15 protein-coding genes are annotated in these 18,398 nt (G+C 66.9%); 2 read left to right on the forward strand and 13 right to left on the reverse strand.

Annotated features, from left to right (window positions below; all coding sequences use genetic code 11):
• Window positions 1-3: 3 nt before the first annotated feature.
• From U5805_RS00680 to U5805_RS00700, 5 genes are all read right to left on the reverse strand, one after another.
• Complete coding sequence (locus U5805_RS00680) at window positions 4-291, reverse strand: putative quinol monooxygenase (protein WP_322101499.1); 288 nt, start codon at window positions 289-291, stop codon at window positions 4-6.
• 358 nt (window positions 292-649) lie between these two features.
• A complete protein-coding gene (locus tag U5805_RS00685; RefSeq protein ID WP_322101500.1) occupies window positions 650-1,549 on the reverse strand; it encodes a LysR family transcriptional regulator in 900 nt (299 codons plus the stop codon).
• Window positions 1,550-1,638: 89 nt separating this feature from the next.
• Complete coding sequence (locus U5805_RS00690; RefSeq protein ID WP_322101501.1) at window positions 1,639-2,412, reverse strand: M48 family metalloprotease; 774 nt, start codon at window positions 2,410-2,412, stop codon at window positions 1,639-1,641.
• A 257-nt stretch (window positions 2,413-2,669) separates the two neighbouring features.
• Window positions 2,670-3,104, reverse strand: coding sequence for a PRC-barrel domain-containing protein (locus tag U5805_RS00695; RefSeq protein WP_322101502.1), 435 nt, complete (start codon window positions 3,102-3,104; stop codon window positions 2,670-2,672).
• A 47-nt stretch (window positions 3,105-3,151) separates the two neighbouring features.
• Window positions 3,152-3,565, reverse strand: a complete 414-nt coding sequence (locus U5805_RS00700; protein ID WP_322101503.1) for a hypothetical protein — start codon at window positions 3,563-3,565, stop codon at window positions 3,152-3,154.
• A gap of 5 nt (window positions 3,566-3,570) precedes the next feature.
• Here U5805_RS00700 and U5805_RS00705 point away from each other — a divergent pair, with 5 nt between their 5' ends.
• Window positions 3,571-4,791, forward strand: coding sequence for a polysaccharide pyruvyl transferase family protein (locus U5805_RS00705; RefSeq protein WP_322101504.1), 1,221 nt, complete (start codon window positions 3,571-3,573; stop codon window positions 4,789-4,791).
• A 24-nt stretch (window positions 4,792-4,815) separates the two neighbouring features.
• On the opposite strand, the gene U5805_RS00710 is transcribed toward U5805_RS00705, so the two are convergent.
• The 5 genes from U5805_RS00710 to mdlC form a co-directional block, all read right to left on the reverse strand.
• Entirely contained in the window at window positions 4,816-5,952 is a 1,137-nt protein-coding gene (locus U5805_RS00710; RefSeq protein WP_322101505.1) for a porin, read from the reverse strand.
• A gap of 143 nt (window positions 5,953-6,095) precedes the next feature.
• The gene (locus U5805_RS00715) at window positions 6,096-7,487 is read right to left on the reverse strand and encodes an MFS transporter (protein ID WP_322101506.1); all 1,392 of its coding nucleotides are present in this window, start codon (window positions 7,485-7,487) and stop codon (window positions 6,096-6,098) included.
• Between the two features lie 89 nt (window positions 7,488-7,576).
• On the reverse strand, window positions 7,577-8,500 hold the full coding sequence (locus U5805_RS00720; protein WP_322101507.1) for a 2-dehydropantoate 2-reductase: 924 nt from the start codon (window positions 8,498-8,500) through the stop codon (window positions 7,577-7,579).
• Window positions 8,501-8,509: 9 nt separating this feature from the next.
• On the reverse strand, window positions 8,510-9,961 hold the full coding sequence (locus U5805_RS00725) for an aldehyde dehydrogenase (protein ID WP_322101508.1): 1,452 nt from the start codon (window positions 9,959-9,961) through the stop codon (window positions 8,510-8,512).
• 31 nt (window positions 9,962-9,992) lie between these two features.
• Window positions 9,993-11,651, reverse strand: a complete 1,659-nt coding sequence (gene mdlC / locus U5805_RS00730; RefSeq protein WP_322101509.1) for a benzoylformate decarboxylase — start codon at window positions 11,649-11,651, stop codon at window positions 9,993-9,995.
• Window positions 11,652-11,757: 106 nt separating this feature from the next.
• On the opposite strand from mdlC, the gene U5805_RS00735 reads away from it, so the two are divergent.
• Window positions 11,758-12,666, forward strand: coding sequence for a LysR family transcriptional regulator (locus tag U5805_RS00735; protein WP_322101510.1), 909 nt, complete (start codon window positions 11,758-11,760; stop codon window positions 12,664-12,666).
• Between the two features lie 128 nt (window positions 12,667-12,794).
• Here U5805_RS00735 and U5805_RS00740 read toward each other — a convergent pair whose 3' ends face one another.
• From U5805_RS00740 to U5805_RS00750, 3 genes are all read right to left on the reverse strand, one after another.
• Window positions 12,795-13,274 carry an H-NS histone family protein gene (locus tag U5805_RS00740; protein ID WP_322101511.1) on the reverse strand — a complete coding sequence of 160 codons (480 nt, stop codon included), beginning with the start codon at window positions 13,272-13,274 and terminating at the stop codon, window positions 12,795-12,797.
• 158 nt (window positions 13,275-13,432) lie between these two features.
• Complete coding sequence (locus U5805_RS00745) at window positions 13,433-16,900, reverse strand: ATP-binding protein (protein WP_322101512.1); 3,468 nt, start codon at window positions 16,898-16,900, stop codon at window positions 13,433-13,435.
• Window positions 16,901-16,903: 3 nt separating this feature from the next.
• Entirely contained in the window at window positions 16,904-18,160 is a 1,257-nt protein-coding gene (locus U5805_RS00750) for a DNA repair exonuclease (protein WP_322101513.1), read from the reverse strand.
• Window positions 18,161-18,398 lie beyond the last annotated feature (238 nt).

Genomic DNA, 18,398 nt, shown 5'->3' on the forward strand with positions numbered 1-18,398 from the left:
GGGTCACGCCACCGGGTCGAGATTCACCACGTCGAGCGTCGCGCGCGTTTTCAGCACGGCCCCGAGCTTTTGAAGCGCCTCGCCCGTGCCGTGCGCGCGCACTGCGGCTTCGTCGCGCCAACGCTCGATCATCACGAAGCGGTTCGGATTCGCGCGGTCGCGATGCAGGTCGTATTGCTCGCAGCCCGGCTCCTTGCGCACGGCATGCACGGCTTCTTCGAGCGCTTGCGCGACAGTCGCGGCGTGCTCGGGGGCGGCAACGATGATCGCTACGATGTTCTGGGTGCTCATGGTCGTTTCTCCTGGTTCGAATCGCGTTGTGGAAATCGCGTTGTGGAAATCGCGTTCGCGAGTCTGCCATTAAATACGCGGGCGCGTGTTTTCGGCCGCGCTGCGCCTAGGGGCGCGTTTTTGCTCGCTGCGGGCGTGAGCGCATGTTTTGTCGATGTGCGAGCAGGCGCGCGTGTTTCTTCGTTATGCGCGCGGCCGCGTTTTATCTTCGTTACGCGTGCGGACGCCGCGTTTTCCTCGCGGCACGTAACGAAGCGAAGAGCATGGGCGCGCATTTTCCGTCGCTGCACGCGCGATCGTGCGCGCTTTTTCACGCGCCGGCGCCTTGGATTCAGGCGGCGCCCGCCCCGCCCATCGTCTACGCGAGCCAGCCGTCGATGCGCTCGCGCAGCAGATCCCGCAACGCGTTCACCGTGGGCGAAAGCATGGCGCGATGCGCGCACACGAGATGCAGCGGCGCGCCTTCGCCCTGATACGCATCGAGCGCGGTGACAAGACGCCCGGCCTGAAGATCGGCATGCACGTCGAGCCGCGATTTGTACGCAACGCCGTGCCCCGCCACGGCCCAGCGCCGCACGAGTTCGCTGTCGTCGCTGCTGCGGTTGCCGTGAACGCTCACCACCGTGGCTTCGTCGCCGCGCCAGAAGGTCCAGCGGTCGTGCAGGCGGTCGCTCAGCGCGAAGCGCAGGCAGTTGTGGCGTGCGAGATCGGCGGGCGTTTCGGGGCGGCCGTGGCGCGCGAAATAGGCCGGCGACGCCACCAGCACGCGGCGGTTCGCGGGCGCGAGCGGCAGCGCCACGAGCGTCGAATCCTCGGGCACGCCATAGCGGATCGCCACGGCAATGGGCGCGCGAAACATGTCCGCCACGTGGTCGCCGATGCGCACCTGCAAGGCGACGGCCGGATGCCGCGTCTGGAATTCGTCGAGCCACGACGCCAGCACGTTGCGGCCGAGATCGGAGGGCATCGAAAGCGAAACCGTGCCGCCGATCGTCGAGCGCCCATGCGCCACGGCGGCGTGTCCCGCTTCCACTTGTTCGATGACGTTGCGCGCGTATTCGAGGTAGCGCTCGCCGTCGGGCGTGAGCCGCAAGCTGCGCGTGGAGCGCGCGAGCAGGCGCGTGCCGAGTTCGGTTTCGAGGCGCTTGAGCCCGACGCTGGCCACGGCGGGCGTGAGATCGAGCTGGCGAGCGGCGGCGGAAAGACTGCCGCTATCCGCCGCGCTGATGAAGATGACGAGGTCTTCCAGTCTGATCATGGGCCGCCGCTGCGTTGCGTGATGCGCGTTCGAAAAAGGTAAGCGAACTGTACACGATGGCGGCGGCGGCCGAACCCGGCTTTGCTGGATCAGCCTTCCTTCTTGATGCGGCTTTCGATATGCGCCGCGCGGCTCGGCGAGGACGGATGCGAACTCATCATCGAGCTTTGGCCGCCGTCGATGGTCGCGAGCTTCTGGAACGCCGTGACCAGGCCTTTCTCGTTCATGCCTTTTTTCTTTAGCATATCGAACGAATAATCGTCGGCGGCGCTTTCCTGCGACTGCGAGAACTGCGCGTTGATGAACTTCTCCGTGACGTCGCCGAGTTGCGAGGTGCTGAGCGAAGTCACCATCGAATTGCCCGCCGCGCCCACCGCCGTGCGCGCCGCGCTCACCGCATACGCGGTTTGCATTGCCTTCTTCGTATGACCGAGCGCCACGTGGCCCATTTCATGGCCGATCACGCCGCGCAATTCGTCGTCGTTCATCATGTCCATGAGGCCCGTATAGACGCGCACGCAGCCGTTGCCCATCGCCCACGCGTTGACGTCCTTCGTCACGTAGACCTTGTAGTCGATCTTCTGGCCGTTGAGCGTCATGTCGCCGAAGCCGCTCATCACGCGCGCGAGGCGCTTCCCATAGGCGCTGTTCGAGGCGGCCACGCTCGATTGCGCGTCGCTCGTCTTGCACGCCTCGTTCGAGAGCGTGACGATGTCGCCGTCGGAAAGCGAAGCGGCCTTGAAGAGATTCGAGCCGGCGGAAACGGCCGCGTTGGGATCGAGGTTCTGCAAGCCCCCGCATGCGCCCAAGCCGACGAGGCTCGCGCCGAGCGCGCAGGCAATGGCGGTTTTGATCGGTGACATTCTGATGCTCCTTCGCTGTTGTAGTGAGTCAACGGTTGAGCCGACGAATGTAGCACCGCGTTTTTTGATACTTTGCCGCGATTCGGGTTTTCAGGCCCGCGCACGATTCAGGTCATGTCACACGCCCGCGCACGCGGCGCGAATCGCGCAAGACTGTTGAAGAACGTGACTTTTTCGCGTGTTTTACGGCCTTAAAAAAAAACAGGCCATGCGCAAACGAGATCGCATGGCCCGGCTTTGTACCGCAACTTCGCGCGTTATTGCTTCTCGACCTTCTTCGGCTTGGGCGGCGACTGGATCTTCGCGTACTGAAACGCGGGCGTGGCCTTGAGCGCGTCCTTGGTCGCGCCCGGCAAATAGAGGTTGCCCTGGCGCACGTCGAGCGATGCGATGGGCACGGCCACGTCGTGCGAGCCCACGCCGAGGAAGCCGCCCGCCGAAACGATCGCGGCCGAAACCGAGCCGTCCGGCGCGACGATCAGATCGCGCACCGTGCCGATCTTCGCGTTGTCGTCGTTATACACGGCCTTGCCGAGCACGCTCTTTTTCACGCTCCAGCCTTCGAGCAGCGCCTGCGACTGTTCGACGCTCACGCTGAGCGGTTGCGCGCCCGCGATCTGGGCGTGCGCCGAAGCGCTGCCGAGCACGGCGGCAGCGGCCGCGACGGTCAACAGGGTGGTGCGAAATTGCATGATGTTGGGCTCCTTGTTTGCGAGTGGTTGAACGACGGACGCCCATGTTAGCCGGGATGGCGCAAACGTGCGTTCTGGCTGCCTCGACGTTCCGGCAGCGCTTCGTCCGGCGCGGCGGATCGGCGCGATATCGGCATGAAAGCAGCGTGGGAACCGTGCGGATGATTCGGATGCCTCAGCAAATCGGCGGCGAACCGGCGTGCAAACAGATTGGCAATCGCACGCCTACCTTTGCGACGCATGCGAAAAGCGGGCACGCGAGGGCGCGTAGAGGCTGCGCTTCGCAACGCAGTATCCGGCAGCGGCCATCGCCGCTCGCGCTCGTGGCCGGGAACGTGACCCGCGAAATGCACACAAAAACCCGTTTGCGCCGCGATTCCTTCATCACAAGCGCCGAAGCAACGGCGCGGCGCATCGTGCGGTATCGTGAACGATAACGCCTCGCGCACGAACTTCTCCAACCGCCATGCCGCTCACGCCCGCCGTGATTTTCGGCGCATTCGACCGTCACAATTTCGGCGATCTGTTGATCGCGCGGGTCGTCGCGCGTCAGTTGCCTCGCCGCGAGTTGCTGTTTGCGGGTCTCGCGGCGCGCGACCTGCGCAACGAAGGCGGCTTCGCCACGCACGCGCTGGCGCAGATCGCGCGGTTCGCCCGCGGCCGCGAGATCGACGTGATCCACGCGGGCGGCGAAGTGCTCGGATGCAACGCGTGGGAAGCCGCCGTGATGATCGCGCCGCCGCCGCGCGTGCAGGCCACGATCGACGAGGAAACCGCCTGGCGGCGCGATCCGCGCGCATGGGCGCGGGCACGGTTCGGCATGGAATCGGCTGCGCCTTACGTGCTCGCGAAGACAGCGCTGCCGGGCGTGCGCGTGCGGCAGCTCGTCGTCAACGCCGCCGGCGGCGCGGACCTGGACGCGCGCGAGGCCGTCTTGCGCGCGGACGCACTGGCCGCCCTGCGAAGCGCCGACTGGCTCAGCGTGCGCGATCGCCGCACGCAGGCGCAGCTCGAAGCGCACGGCATGCGCGCGCGCCTCACGCCCGACCCGGCCGCAATGACCGCCGTGCTTTTCGATGCCGCGATCCAGCGCCACGCCGCGCGAATGCCAGTGCGAGCGATACGCGAAGCCTTCACGCACGGCTATGCCGCCGTGCAATTCAGCGCCGATTTCGGCGACGACGCCACGCTCGACCGCCTCGCGCACGAACTCGAACGCATTGCGAACGCGCACGGCGTCGGCATCGCGCTGTTTCGCGCGGGCGCAGCGCCCTGGCACGACTCGCTCGACGTGTACCGGCGTCTGGCGGCGCGGCTGCCCGCGCAAGCCGTGCGCGTGTTCGAATCGCTGAACCTGTGGGATATCTGTGCATTGATCGCCCATGCCCGCGTGTTCTGCGGCAGCAGTTTGCACGGACGCATCGTGGCGACGGCTCATGCGATCGCGCGAGTCAACATCGCACGAAACCATTCGTTCGGAATGCCAGGCATTGGCTCGCACAAGCACGTGGCCTATGTATCGACATGGGAAGCGCAAGACGTACCGCAGATCGTAACCGTCGACTCGCTCGCCGATGCCGCCGCCGAAGCGCTGCGCGTCGATCGTCAAACGCTGCGCATCCAGGCGGCGAGTCTCGCGCAACGCTGCCGGCGCGAATTCGAAGCGCTGCGCGCCGCGCTCGACTGAACGGCTCGAACGCGGCGCGCGACCTTAGAAGCTGTGGCGAATGCCCGCCATCAACCCGAGTTGTCCCGCGCCGGGCGCCGGCGTCGTGCCGCCGCCGCCCTGGCTCACCGTGTACGCCGCCTTCGCGCTGTTCCAGAGATACGCGCCTTGCAGATAAACGGCCGAGCGCTTCGAAAGCAGATAGGTGGCGCGCAACGCCGCGATTGTGCCGCGCGTGTCGTCCTGGCTGTCGACGATGTGATACACGCCGCCGTCCACCAGCACCGTGGGCGTGACCGGATACGACGCCGTGAGATAGAACTGGTCCGAATGCACGTTGGGCGTGGCGGCCAGCACCGTGTCCACGCGCCGGCCCAGCCAGCCGCCGCCGAGCCGCAGCGCGCCGACATGCCCGTAGCCGTTGAGCTGCATGCGCACGTCGGTGTCGCCGGGGTTCGTGAGCGCGAAGGTCGGCGTGCCGTCGTAGAGGTTCGCTGCCGCGCCCGCGCCGCCGCGCTGCTGGTCGTAGGCCGCCGCGACGCCGTAGCCGTCGCGGTCATAACGCAGCATGGCCGACCATTCGCGGCACGACTGCGAGCTGCCCGGCACCGGGCCCGAGCACGTGCCCTGCCCCGGCGAGTTGCCCGTGCCCGCCGCATCGCGCCCGAACGACCATGTTGCGCCCAGCGTGAAGCCCGCGTAGCTGCCCTTGTAGACGATGGTGCTGTCGCTGCGCGAACTCGGCAGATATTGGTCGAACGATGCCGTGCCGCCGTAGATGTCGGGGCCGAGCAGATCGGCGTCGGCGATGGCCCAGTACGTCATCGTGTATTGACGGCCGAAGGTCAGGTTGCCGTAGGGCGTGCTGAAACCCACCCACGCCTGGCGCCCGAACAGGCGGCCGCCCTGGTTGAGCGTGCCGCCGCGCATGTTGAAGCCGCTTTCGAGCGCGAAGATCGCCGCCCAACCGCCGCCCAGCCCTTCGGTGCCGCGCACGCCCCAACGCGACGGCAGTTCGCCGGTGATGCCCGGCATGCGCACGACGGCGTCGCCCGCCGCATTCGCATGCGACACGTATTCGATGCCCGTATCGACGATGCCGTACAACGTCACGCTGCTTTGCGCGAATGCCGGTGCGCCGAGCGCGGCGCAGGCCAACCCTGCTGCGATCCGAAGTTTCATGATGTCCAACGTCTCCTGATGTAATGTTATTTAGTTAGCAGTCTTGATCGAATGGATTTCGGGCAAGCGCCGCCATGCGCCGCGGCCCCAAGGCCGCGTCAGTCGTGCGCCAGGAACGGAAAGAACAGGAAGCCGGCGCGCTTTTAGCGCGGCGCCGCGCGCTTCGGAATATGACGGACCACGAGCGCCAGCGCGAGCAGCACGACCGCCATGGCCGCGCCCAGCATCGTCAGATAGCCCGCCGCGCCGCCTGCCGTGATGATCGCCGCGCCCGCGAACGCGCTCAGGATCGCGCCCACGCGGCCGAAGGCCAACGCCGAAGCGGTGCCGGTCGCGCGCACGCCGGTGGGGTACACATAGGCGCAAAGCGCGTACATGGTCGATTGCACGGCGTTGACGAAGAGTCCATGCAGCGCGAGGCCCGTGATGAGCCAGCCCGTGTGCGAGGCGGCGCTCACGCCCAGCAGCATCCACGCGCTCGCCGCGCCGCCCGCGCAACAAAGCAGCAGCGGCCCGCGCGAGCCGAAGCGCGCGATGGCCAGCGCGCACGCCAATGCGCCGATCACGCCGCCAAGGTTGTAGGCGCTCAAGCCGTAGCCCGCGAGCGCCACGCTCAAGCCTTCGCTCGTGAGCATGGTCGGCAGCCAGCTAAACGCGCTGTAAACCGCGAGCAGACACATGAAGAACGCGCACCAGATGGCCGTGGTGTCGCGCGCGCGGCCGTCGCGAAAGAGCGCCGTGAAGCCCACGTGTTTTTCCGCGCTTTGTTCGCGCACGTCGGTGAACTGCGCGCCTGGCGCAACGTCGCGCCCCATGCGGGCGAGCAGACGCACGAGTTCGGGCCAGCGCTGCGGCCGGCGCGCCAGAAAGCGCGGCGACTCGGGCAGCGCGATGAGCAGCACGAGCGCGAGGGCGAGCGGCAGCACGCCGCCCACGAAGAAGAGGCCGCGCCAGCCGTATGCGGGCAGCACCTGCGCCGCGAACAGGCCCGCCACCATGCCGCCGAGCGGCACGCATACGATCGTGGCCGTCACCGCGAAGGTGCGAAAGCGCGCGGGCGTGAATTCGGCGGTCATCGTCGTCGAGCTGGGCAGCGCGCCGCCGATGCCGAGGCCCGCCACGAAACGCAGTGCCGCGATGGCCGCCACGTTCGGCGCGAGCCCGATCGCGCACGTCGCCGCGCCGAACACGAGCACGCTGCCGACCACGGCCCAGCGCCTGCCGAAGCGGTCCGCGAACAAGCCCGCGAACGCGCTGCCGATGCCCATGCCGATCAGCCCCGCCGCCACCACGGGCGCAAACGCATTACGCGTGATGCCCCATTCCTTGATGAGCACGGGAATCGCAAAGCCGATGAGCTGGCTGTCGAAGCCGTCGACGACGATAGAGAGCGCGGCGAGCACCACGGCGAACTTCTGCAACGTGGCATAAGGCCCGTCGTCGAGCGTGCGCCCGATGTCGACGGTGCCGCCTTGCAACGCGCCCGCTTCCTGCGGCGCGGCGCCCGAGGCGGACGCGGGTGTGGCGTAGTTCATGAATGTCTCCTATGCCGCGCGTTCGTACGCGCGGTCGTTCGTGTGTGAGCGTGGCGAGCGCGCTCGCCGCCGGTTTCAGCGCTGCATTTTCATTCGGACTGCCTGGCATCCACGAGACGCACGAGCGTCCACAGCGTTTGCGTGCGCGGGATTTCAATCTGCTTGCGGCGCGCGGCCTCCACCACGGCGCCGTTGATCGCCTCGATTTCGGTGCGGCGTCCGGCGAGCACGTCTTGCAGCATGGAAGGCCGGTGCGCGCGATGATGCGCGAGCGCGTGACGCACGTTGGCCGCCACGTGCGCCTCGTCCACGGCGATGCCGTGCGCGCGCGCCACGGCCGCGACTTCCGCGACGATGGCCAGCGCAAGGGCTTCGCCCTCGGCCACATGGGTCAGTTCGCCCACCGTGCATGACGTCACCGCGCACAAGCTGTTGAGCGCCGCGTTGAACGCCACCTTCTCCCAGATCGCGACCCAGACGTCGGCGTCGGCGGCACAGGCGAGGCCCGCCTCGTCGAGCGCCGCTATCGCTCGGGCCAGCGCCGGCGTCGGCGTGCCGTTCGCGCTCATCATGCGAATCGTGCCCGCACCGTGCGAGTTCACGCGGCCCGGCTGGTGCTTGTCGGCGGGCCACGTCGTCACGCCGATCATCACGCGGGAAGCGTCCGCGAACTTCGCGAGCCGCTCCGCATTGCCAAGGCCGTTTTGCAGCGAAAGCAGCGCCGTTTGCGGCCCCAGTGCGCCGCGCGCGGCATTCAGCGCGGCTTCGGTATGCATCGTTTTCGTGAACACGATCAGCAGATCGGCGGCTTCGCGCGCGGCTTCGGGGCGCATCGCCGCGAGGTTCGCGACGATGCGTTCGCCCGCGTCCGTGCTCAACCGTAAGCCATCCTGATTAATGGCGCGCAGGTGAGCGTCGTCGACATCGAGCAGCACCACGCGGTGGCCCGCTTCGGCGAGCAGCCCGCCGAACAGCGAGCCCATCGCGCCCGCGCCGAGTATGGCAATGTGCATGACGCGCCCTCAGAACGGATAGTGGCGCGGCGCCGTTTGCAGCGTGATCCAGCGCAGTTCCGTGAATTCCGCAATGCCCGCCTTGCCGCCGAAGCGCCCAAAGCCGCTTTCCTTCACGCCGCCGAACGGCATCTGCGCTTCGTCGTGAACGGTCGGCCCGTTGATGTGGCAAATGCCCGACTCGATGCGTTGCGCCACGTTCCATGCGCGCGCCGTATCGCGGCTGAACACGGCCGACGAAAGACCGTAGGCGTTGTCGTTCGCGCAGGCAATGGCCGCGTCCTCGCCGCGCACGCGCACGATGCCCTTCACGGGGCCGAACGATTCGTCGTGGTAGATGCGCATTTCGGGCGTCACATGGTCGAGCAGCGTGGCGGGCATCAGCGTGCTGTGCGCCTTGCCGCCGCACACGAGGGTCGCGCCTTTCGCGAGCGCGTCGTCGATCAGCGCGTTGCAGCGTTCGACCGTGCTCATGTCCACGACCGAGCCGAGCACGACCGGGCCTTCGCGCGGGTCGCCGAGCGGCAACGCTCGCGCGCGTGCGCCGAGCCGTTCGACGAACGCGTCGGCAATGCTTTCGTCGACGATGATGCGCTCCGTCGACATGCAAATCTGCCCGGAATTCGCGAACGCGCCGAATGCGGCCGCGTGCGCCGCCGCTTCGACATCGGCATCGTCGAGCACGACAAGCGGCGCCTTGCCGCCCAGTTCGAGCACGGCGGGCTTCAAATGGCGCGCGCAGGTTTCGGCGATGATGCGGCCCACGCGCGTCGAGCCGGTGAAGTTCACGCGTCGCACTTTCGCGTGCGCGATCATGGCTTCGACGATCGCCGCGGCGTCGGCGGGCGCGTTCGTCACGAAGTTCACGGCGCCGCGCGGCAAGCCCGCTTCCTGCAACGCTTCGACGATCAGGCCGTGCGTTGCCGGACAAATCTCCGAGCCTTTGAGCACGACCGTGTTGCCGCACGCAAGCGGCAGCGCGATGGCGCGCACCGCGAGGATCACAGGCGCGTTCCACGGCGCGAGACCGAGCACCACGCCTGCCGGCTGGCGCACGCCCATGGCGATGCTGCCCGGCACGTCGGAGGGAATCAGCTCGCCGCCGATCTGCGTGGTGAGTGCGGCCGCCTCGATCAAGCCGGCCGCCGCGAGATGCACGTTGAAGCCGGCCCAGATGCCCGACGCGCCGGTTTCGGCGGCCATCGCGGCGGCGAACGCATCGGCTTTCGCTTCGAGCGCGTGCGCGGCTTTCGTGAGCAGCGCGCGGCGCTCGCCCGGTCCGAGCGCGGACCAGACGGGGAACGCGGCCGCGGCGGCGTCGACCGCGGCAATGGCGTCGTCGACGGTGGCGGCCGGCGCGCGGCTCGCCACGCTGCCGTCGAGCGGATTGCGGCGCTCGAAGCTCGCGCCGTTGCGCGCGGACATGCGTTCACCGTTGATCAGCATCGCTACGAGTTGCATGGCTTGTCTCCTTTCATTTGGGTTCGCGTGCTTACGCGACGATCGTTTCGATCAGCAGCGGTCCCGCCGGTTTCGTCGTCGCGAGTGCATTGTGCAAGGCTTCGCGCAACTTCGCCGCCTCGCTCACGCGCAGGCCGGGGCAGCCCATGCCCGCCGCGATCGCCACGAAGTCGAGACCGGGCAAGTCCGTGCCCTGCACCGGGTCCGCCGGCCCGAAGCCGAACACGGGTGCGAAGTCCTGCAACGCGGCGTAGCGCGCATTGTTCAGGATAACGAAGGTTATCGGCAGCGCGAGCTGCACCGCGCTCCAGATCGCCTGGATCGAGTACATGCTCGAACCGTCGCCGATCAGCGCGATCACGCGTTCCCCCGGCTTCGCGAGCGCCACGCCCACGGCGGCCGGCATGCCGTAGCCGAGACCGCCGCTGTCCATCGTGAAGAACGTGCCGGCGCGCTCGAACGGCAGATACGTCTGCATCACCGGGCGCGAGCTGGGCGCTTCCTCCACCACCGGCGTGGCCGCGTCGCGAACTTCAGCGAGCGTCTGGAGCGCGAACGCCACCGACATGCGCTCGCCCGCTTCGGGCGGCGTCGCGCGCGGCGGCACGGCGCGCGGCGCGGGCATCGCGCGTTCACCCGCACGCGGCGGCGCGGCGCGTTCGAGCAGGTCGAGCACGCCCAGCCGCACGTTGCCTGCCACGGCAAGACCTTGCGGCGTCCACGCGGCCGTGCCGGGATCGTCGACGAGTTGATACAGCGCGGCGCCAGGCGGCACGTGCGGGCCGCGTCCTTCGACGTGATAGGTGAACGCGGGCGCGCCGATCGCGAACACGAGATCGTGGCCGTCGAGCAATTCGACGATGCGTTCGCGCATGGCGGGCAAAAATCCGGCGAACAGCGGATGCTTTTCGGGGAAGCTACAGCGGCCCGTCATGGGCGCCACGAACACGCGCGCACGGTGACGCTCCGCGAGCCGCACCACGTCCTGCACCGCGCCCGCGCGATCCACGCCGCCGCCCACGACGAACACCGGGCGCGCACACGCATCGAGCGCCGCGCCGATGCTGGCGAGCGCCGCGGGTTCGGGGCGCGTCGTGTGCGCGAGCGTGCGGTCGGGCACGCGCTCGCCGGGCTGGTCCCAGTCGTCGACGGGAATCGACACGAACACGGGGCCGCGCGGCTCCTGCATCGCGATCGCCCAGGCACGCGCGATGGCGAGCGGCACGTCCTGCGCGCGCGCCGGTTCGATGCTCCACTTCACATACGGCTTCGGCAGTTCGGTGGCCTGCGTGGCCGCGAGAAACGGATCGAACGGCAAGATCGAACGCGCCTGCTGGCCCGCCGTGATCACGAGCGGCGTGCGGTTGCGAAACGCCGTGAAGATGTTGCCCATTGCGTTGCCCACGCCCGCCGCCGAATGCAGGTTGACGAGCGCGGCGCGCCCCGTGGCTTGCGCGTAGCCGTCGGCCATGCCCACCACCACGGCTTCCTGCAAGCCCAGCACGTAGCGAAAATCGGCGGGGAAATCGCGGAACATCGGCAATTCGGTCGAACCGGGATTGGCGAAAATCGAGGTCATGCCCACGCGGCGCGCGAAGTCGATCACCGCGTCGCGCACGGTCCACTCGGCCGCCGCCGGGGTCTGCGTCGGCGGTTGCTGCTGATTCTGCTCAGGCGCGCTGCCAGTCATTTCAGGCCTCCTGTCCAAAAAGCGCGTCGTTCGATGAAATCGCATTATCGCGATGCTCTGGGTAACCGAAAATTGCCGAATTCGCCAAAAGGCATTACCTTTAGGCATGACCTACAACCTCCAGCAACTCCAGGCGTTCGCCACGATCGTCTCGGCGGGCAGCCTCGGCCGCGCGGCCGAAACGCTGCACGTCACGCAGCCCGCGTTGAGCCGCGCGATTCGCCGCCTCGAAGAACAGGTGGGCGCGCCGCTTTTCGAGCGTCATTCGCGCGGCATGCATCTCACGGCGGTGGGCGAAGCGCTGCTGCCGCACGCGATCCTTTTGCAGCGCGAAGCCGAACAGGCGCGCGAGGAAATCGACGCAATGCGCGGGCTGGCGCGCGGCACGATACGCGTGGGCGCGGTGGGCAGCATTGCGAGCCTCGTGCTGCCGCTCGCCGTGAGCGGCGTGCTGCGGCGCTGGCCGAAGCTGCGTGTCGAGATTATCGAAGGCGTGTGGGATCGGCTCGCGGATGCGCTCGTGAAGCGCGAAATCGACCTCGCACTCAGCATGGCCGTGCCCGACACCGATGAAATTGCCGCCATCGGCGATTGCCGTTGGGAGGATTACAGCTATGTGGTCGCGGCGCTCGATCACCCGCTGCGCAACCGGAACACGTTGACACTCGCCGATACGATCGACGAGCAATGGGCCATTCCGCCGCGCGGCACGGCGCCGTTCGAACATATGGAGCAGGCGTTCGCGGCGCAGGGGCTGGGCCTGCCGAACGTCGTGGTGGAAACGCGTTCGATCACGGTGCTCAAGAGTCTGGTCGCGCGTTCGGGCTTCCTGAGCTGGATGGCTTCGACGATGTATCTCACCGAAAGCAAGGCCGGCGTGTTCGACACGCTCGACATGCCGGGCGTGGAAGGACGGCGCACGCTCACGGCGTTCCGGCGGCGTCACGGCATCTTGCCGAGTCCGGCCGTGAAGCTGCTCGAACAGTTGCGCACGTTGACTTCGGCGCCGCTGTAGCGCGACATCGCGCGCGAAATCCGCGCACGGTCTATCGCGAGGAAGGTGCCGCGGCCGCGACTGGCATCGCCTTACATCGTTACGGAGTGCCAGGCGTTGCGGTGTTTATGCCCACTGCACTTTCGAACTCATCGGGCGGCGGATTGACGAACGGCCTTTTTCGCCGAAGTGGACTTTGCGCGTTTCACCGCCGTGGTTTTCTTCGCGGATTTTTTTGCCGCGGCCTTGCGCGCCGCCGGCTTCACGGCTGCCCGCACGGCGCCATTCGCCGCGCCGCCGTCGATCAGGAATCTCGACCGGTTCCTGACATCGCGAATCCAGAGCGGCGCCAGGCCGCGGCCAGTCCAGGTGGCGCCCGTTTTCGGGTCTGCGTATTTGGGCGCGACCGTGCGTTTCACCGCGTGTTTCGTGGCCGCTTTTGCGCTCGCGCCCGGCTTGCGGCCGCGCCTTTTGCCGAGAAAACGCTCGATATCGGCCACGCTCAAACCGTGCTTCGTCATCAGATCGCGAATCTTCGCGAGGCCCGCCGACGTCTGCCTCTGGACAATCGATTCGGCCTGCTTTTGCAGCTTCGAAATCTTTAACTGAATTGCATCCACAGTGACCATTCACGCCTCCTCATTCGCCATTTTTTTACGGACACCCTTCAGCACTTTCATTCGAAATGACAAACGTCGAATGCAATTATCAGAGCGCCGCAAAAGACGCTTTTATTATGATGCCAGGATTCACGATAATGCAAATTCGAATAGTCGGTTTTGCCCAATTACGCCGGCGCCGCGACGCGCTGCAATTCCACCACATTGACCGCCGCGCCGAAAACCTCGCGTATCGCGGGCAAAAGATGATCGTGGTGAGTGAGAAATAACACCTGGGTTTTCGCCGATAGATCGCGCAACGCTTCGAATCCGGCTTTCGCGCGCTCATCGTCGAAATTGATAAACAGATCGTCGGCGACGAATGGCAACGCCGCTTTGCTCGCCAATTGCAATTCGAGCGCGGCGATGCGCAGCGCGAGAAAAAGCTGGTCGCGCGTGCCTTCGCTCATGCCGCTCACCTCCACCGACTGGCCGGTGTTGCGGCGCGCGTGCAACGCGGGCGGCGTGCGTTCGGTATCCACCAGAAGCCGCGAGAATTCGCCGAGCGTGAGTCCGTTGAATATTTCGGCCGCGCGGCGCAGCATCGGCCCTTGTTTTTGATCGCGATAGCGGTCGGTGGCCCATTTGAGCAGCCGGCTCGCCGTGGCCGCTTCGAGATATTCCTCGGCGGCGTCGCTCATCGCGCTCAGCGCTTCCTGGCGCTTCGCCTCCGCGAGCGCCGCGCCCGCCTGCCCGTTGATCGCGTCGAACGCTTGCACGGCCGTGACTTGCGCTTGCAGATTCGTGCTCAATTGATGGCCGATTGCTTCGAGTTCCTGCCCGAGCGTTGCGAGCCGCGCGGGCACCTCGGCGATAGGCTGCTCCGCGACTTCGGCGGCAATCGCCGACTGCGCGAGGCCGTCGCCGTCGCGCACGAGCGCATCCTGTGCCGCGGCAATCGCATCCACGAGCGCACGGCGTTCGTTCGAACGCGCCGCAACGGGCAGCGCGGCTTCGATGGTGGCCGCGCCCGCGAGCTTCAAGATGGGCTCGATGCGCGCCTGCGCGCTCGCGAACGCGGCCGCCGCGTCGGCCATGCGCGTGCGCGCGAGCTTGACGTCGGCTTCGGCCTGGGCGAGCGCCTTCGCGGTTTCCCTGGCGCGCGCAAGCCGCGCGGCGAGTGTTCGCGCAATGTCGAACGCGTCGGCGGCGGCGTTCTGCATCGCGAGCGTTTGCGCAAGGCGGCGCGCTTCGGCTTCGAGCGTCGCCATTTCCGCGCGTATCGTGCGGATGCGATTGCGCGGCGCCTCGGCATCGGCAAACGCGGCGGCAACGGCATTCGCGAGTTCGACCGCGCTTTCGGCGGCCGCAAGCGTCGCGGCGCGCGCATCGAGATTCGCCTGCGCGAGCGCATCGCGCCATTGCGACTGCCACGTTTCGTAAGCGGATTGCGCGGCGGCCAGCTTCGCTTGCGCGCCCTCGTGCTCGCGCCGCGCGTCGTGCAATTGCGCTTCGAGACCTTCGCGTTGCCCCGCCGCTTTTCGCGCCGAATCCACGAACGTCTCCGCAGCGTGGATGAGCGCGGGCAAGCTGTCTTGCGCGGCGATGCCGGCCACGCTCGCAAGCGCCTCGCCCAGCGCCGCGTGCGCCGCGATGCGCGCGGCGCGGCTGGCTTCGCATTCGCTCGCGCGCCGCTCGCAGTCCGCTTGCGCGGCAAGCGCGGTCTCGCGATGCGCGAGCCACGCACTCATGTCGGCAAGCGGCATGCCGGGCACGTTCGCGTGTTCCGCCAGTTGCCGCCATCTCGCGTGGCATGCATCAAGCTCGTCGGCCCGTTCGATTGTTACGGTGTGCTTACGATCGGCGTTCGCACGCGCGGCTTCGAGTTGTTCGCGCAGCTTCTGCAAGGCCATCGCCGCTTGCGACGTGCCGAGTTGCGCATCCACGAGTTCATCGGCAAGACGCATGGCGTCGTCGATAACCGGCGCGCCTTGGGCGAGCGTCACGCGCGCGGTCTTCACGTCGTCCCATGCCTCGTTGCGACGCGCGCGCGCCTGCTGCACGTCCGCGTTCGTCACGACTTTGTTACCTTGGGCGAAGTGCTTTTCCTGCAACGCGAGTTGCTCGACTTCCGCCGCCGCCGTCGCGTGAGCGTCCCGCGCGTGGGCGAGCGCGTTCGCGCGTTCGCTTTCTTCCTTTTGCAGCGCGGCAAGCCGCGCGGGCGAAGGCACGTCGAGCGCGCGCAACGCTTGCACCGGCTTGCGCCAGGGGCCGAGCGCCGCGAGCGCGGCTTCGAGCGTGCGCCGCGCCTGCGCGAGTTCGCACTCCAGCGCGCTCTCCTTCGCGGCATGGTTGCGGAAATCGCGGGCATTTTCGAGCGCCGCACGCAACGCCGGCGAGACCTCGACATCGCGCAGCGCCGCCCGTTGCATATTCAATTGCGCGAGCTTGCGCGCCTGCTCGTCGCACGCCTCGCGCGCCGTGGTCAGCGCCTGCTCGCGCACGCCGTGTTCGCGCAGCACATAGGTGAGCGTTTTCAGCGCCAGCGCGCCGGGCAATGCCGCGCGCAAGGCAGCTTCCTCGCGCGGCCAGCCGAGTTGCGCGGCGGCGGCGAACGCCGTGTCGAGATGGGTTTGAATCTCCGTTTCGCGCACCAGCAATTCGCGCGGATGATTCACGCACGCGCCGCGCAACGCATCGAGCGCATCGATTTCGGCGGCAAGGTCGAGTGCCTCGCGATCGGGCGCGAACGCGTCGCGCGCGCGCTCTTTGTCGCGCACTTCGGCTTCGCGCGCTTCGTGCAGCTTATGCTCGGCGGCCATGTCGGACTGCGCCTGCGCGAGATCCGCGTAAGCCGTGGGCGGCAAATCGACCACCGCGCCCAGCGCGTCCAACGCTTCCTGCTTGCGCGACAAATCCGCGAGATACGGGGCGAGCCGGCGCATGCGTTCGAGCTTCACGCGCTGCGATTCGAGCGCGCGCTGTTGCCCGCGCAACGCACCGATCGCCTGTTCGACCGCTTCGACGGCTTCCCTTTTTTCGACCCAGTCGCGCGTGCGCACTTGCGCCGCTTTCATTTCGCTCACGGCCTGCGTGAACGCTGCTTCCGCTTGTGCATAGACACTGCCGGAACGGCGCGGCGCCCATAATTCGGCCGCACGCGCTTCCAGTTCCTCGCGCACCGGCCCCAGACTGCCGACGCCCGCCGCGGATTCGAACAGCACCTGACCGAGTTTGTCGGACGCATCGAGAATGCTGCGGCCGCCCTCCACGAGACGCGCGTGATCGAGTCCGAACATCTGCTCGAAAAATTCCTTGCTCGCGCCGTCGAGCAAGGCCGCGAGAAAATCGTCGGGCAATTTGTCGTCGTTGGGCGTGCGCAGCGAATTGCGGCCGCGCGCGCGATGAAACGCCCGCACGTCGCCGCTATTTTCGAGCACGCCGCCAATGCGCAATTCGGGCGTGCCGTGCAGAAAGTCGAGCGGCGTTTGCAAACGCATGCCGAACAGCAATTCGGAAACGGCGGTACGCACCGTGGATTTGCCCGCTTCGTTCGGCCCGACGATCACATGGAAATCGAACGAAGCGCGCGGAAACGACAGGCTTGCGTCGGTGAACTTGCCGTATTTGATGAGATCGAGTTGCTTCAGGCGCACCGCTCATTCTCCCGTGGAAAGACGCGCCAGCAGCGCGGGACCGACCTGCTCGACCAGCGCGGCGAGCTGGCCTTCGCGCGCGAAGTCGAGCAGCGGCGCTTCTTCCTTCACTTCGCTGCGCACCTTGCCGACGAACGGACGCAAATCGCGTTCGAGCAGCGCAAGGAATTCCGGGTCCTGCGCGGCCGCTTCGAGTATCTGCCTGAGATCGGCGAGCGCTTCGAGCGGCTCGTTCTGCGCGAACGCGGCATGAGTGTCGGCGGCGGTCGTTTCGACCTTAACCTTTTCGAGCCACAGCTTGTCGTTGCCGATCACGCCGATCTGATTGAGCACTTCCGCGCGCAATTGCGTCGCGCGCCCGAAGAACAAACCGTGCGCGGGCGTTTTGCCCGTCACGCTCACGCGCACCGCGCGCGGCACGTGCGCATCGACAACGAGCAACGCTTCGAGCGCCGCGCCGATCTTGCGGGAAAGATCCGCGATGCTCAGGCAATCGCTCGCATCCACGCGCACCGCTTCCCAGCGCAACACATCGAGATAAAGCCGCTCCACTTCCGTGCGGTTGCCGTCGACGCTCACGAGCACCGCGCCGCGCCGCCCGGTTTCGCGTATGTGCCGCCCTTGCAGATTGCCGGGAAACACGATCGTCGATTGCTCGGACCATTGCTGGAACTCATGTACGTGACCGAGCGCCCAATAGTCGTAACCCTTTGCATGCAGTTCCGCACGCGTACACGGCGCGTAAGTCGGATGCGCGGTGTAGCCCTCGAGCGCCGTATGCAGCACGCCGATGTTGTAGTAGCCGGGCACGGGCTGCGGATAACTCACCGCGAGATTGTCGATCACGGCTTTGTCCTTGAAGCTCTGGCCGTGCAGCGCAACGTTCAGTTCGTCGATACGATGGGTTTCCGGCTTGCGATGATTGAACACGGTCACGTTGTCGGGCAGCGTGAGCTTCTTCGTCATTTCGCTTTCGGCGTCGTGATTGCCCCAGAGCGCGAACACGCGAATGCCGGCCTTGCGCAAACGTCCCATCTGCTGGCCAAAGAAAATGCCGGTGTTATGGTCTTTCCAGTCGCCGTCGTAAAGATCGCCGGCGATAACGACGAACGCGACCTCTTCTTCGATCGCGCGATCGACGAGCAGACGCAGCGCCTCGCGCGTGGCATTGCGCAATTGCGCGGCGGGCGCATCGGGATACGCGCTCAAACCGTGGAGCGGGCTGTCGAGGTGAATGTCTGCCGCGTGGATGAACTTCACGAGGTGTCCTGTTTAGATGGCGGATGCCGACCGCCGATGCGATCGCGCGTGCAATTTTAATCGACGCGCGCAGCGGCGCCCGCGATCGAGCACTTTGACATAGGGCTAACCCGCACAGTAGAATTATTCATCGCCCGCTGAATAAATACGGCGACACCTCTCCCGGCGCCCTCGCGCGCCTCACCCGCAGTACGCCTTTCTCCCGCGCGCAATCACGGCAAGACGCGGCGCATTGCTT

Source organism: Paraburkholderia sp. J41, from assembly GCF_905220235.1.
Lineage (GTDB): Bacteria > Pseudomonadota > Gammaproteobacteria > Burkholderiales > Burkholderiaceae > Paraburkholderia.

Excerpts from the sequence above, each read along its gene's own strand:
- U5805_RS00680 (WP_322101499.1), bottom strand. The coding sequence starts at position 291 with ATGAGCACCCAGAACATCGTAGCGATCATCGTTGCCGCCCCCGAGCAC.
- U5805_RS00685 (WP_322101500.1), bottom strand. The coding sequence starts at position 1,549 with ATGATCAGACTGGAAGACCTCGTCATCTTCATCAGCGCGGCGGATAGC.
- U5805_RS00690 (WP_322101501.1), bottom strand. The coding sequence starts at position 2,412 with ATGTCACCGATCAAAACCGCCATTGCCTGCGCGCTCGGCGCGAGCCTC.
- U5805_RS00695 (WP_322101502.1), bottom strand. The coding sequence starts at position 3,104 with ATGCAATTTCGCACCACCCTGTTGACCGTCGCGGCCGCTGCCGCCGTG.
- U5805_RS00705 (WP_322101504.1), top strand. The coding sequence starts at position 3,571 with ATGCCGCTCACGCCCGCCGTGATTTTCGGCGCATTCGACCGTCACAAT.
- U5805_RS00710 (WP_322101505.1), bottom strand. The coding sequence starts at position 5,952 with ATGAAACTTCGGATCGCAGCAGGGTTGGCCTGCGCCGCGCTCGGCGCA.
- U5805_RS00715 (WP_322101506.1), bottom strand. The coding sequence starts at position 7,487 with ATGAACTACGCCACACCCGCGTCCGCCTCGGGCGCCGCGCCGCAGGAA.
- U5805_RS00720 (WP_322101507.1), bottom strand. The coding sequence starts at position 8,500 with ATGCACATTGCCATACTCGGCGCGGGCGCGATGGGCTCGCTGTTCGGC.
- U5805_RS00725 (WP_322101508.1), bottom strand. The coding sequence starts at position 9,961 with ATGCAACTCGTAGCGATGCTGATCAACGGTGAACGCATGTCCGCGCGC.
- mdlC (WP_322101509.1), bottom strand. The coding sequence starts at position 11,651 with ATGACTGGCAGCGCGCCTGAGCAGAATCAGCAGCAACCGCCGACGCAG.
- U5805_RS00735 (WP_322101510.1), top strand. The coding sequence starts at position 11,758 with ATGACCTACAACCTCCAGCAACTCCAGGCGTTCGCCACGATCGTCTCG.
- U5805_RS00740 (WP_322101511.1), bottom strand. The coding sequence starts at position 13,274 with ATGGTCACTGTGGATGCAATTCAGTTAAAGATTTCGAAGCTGCAAAAG.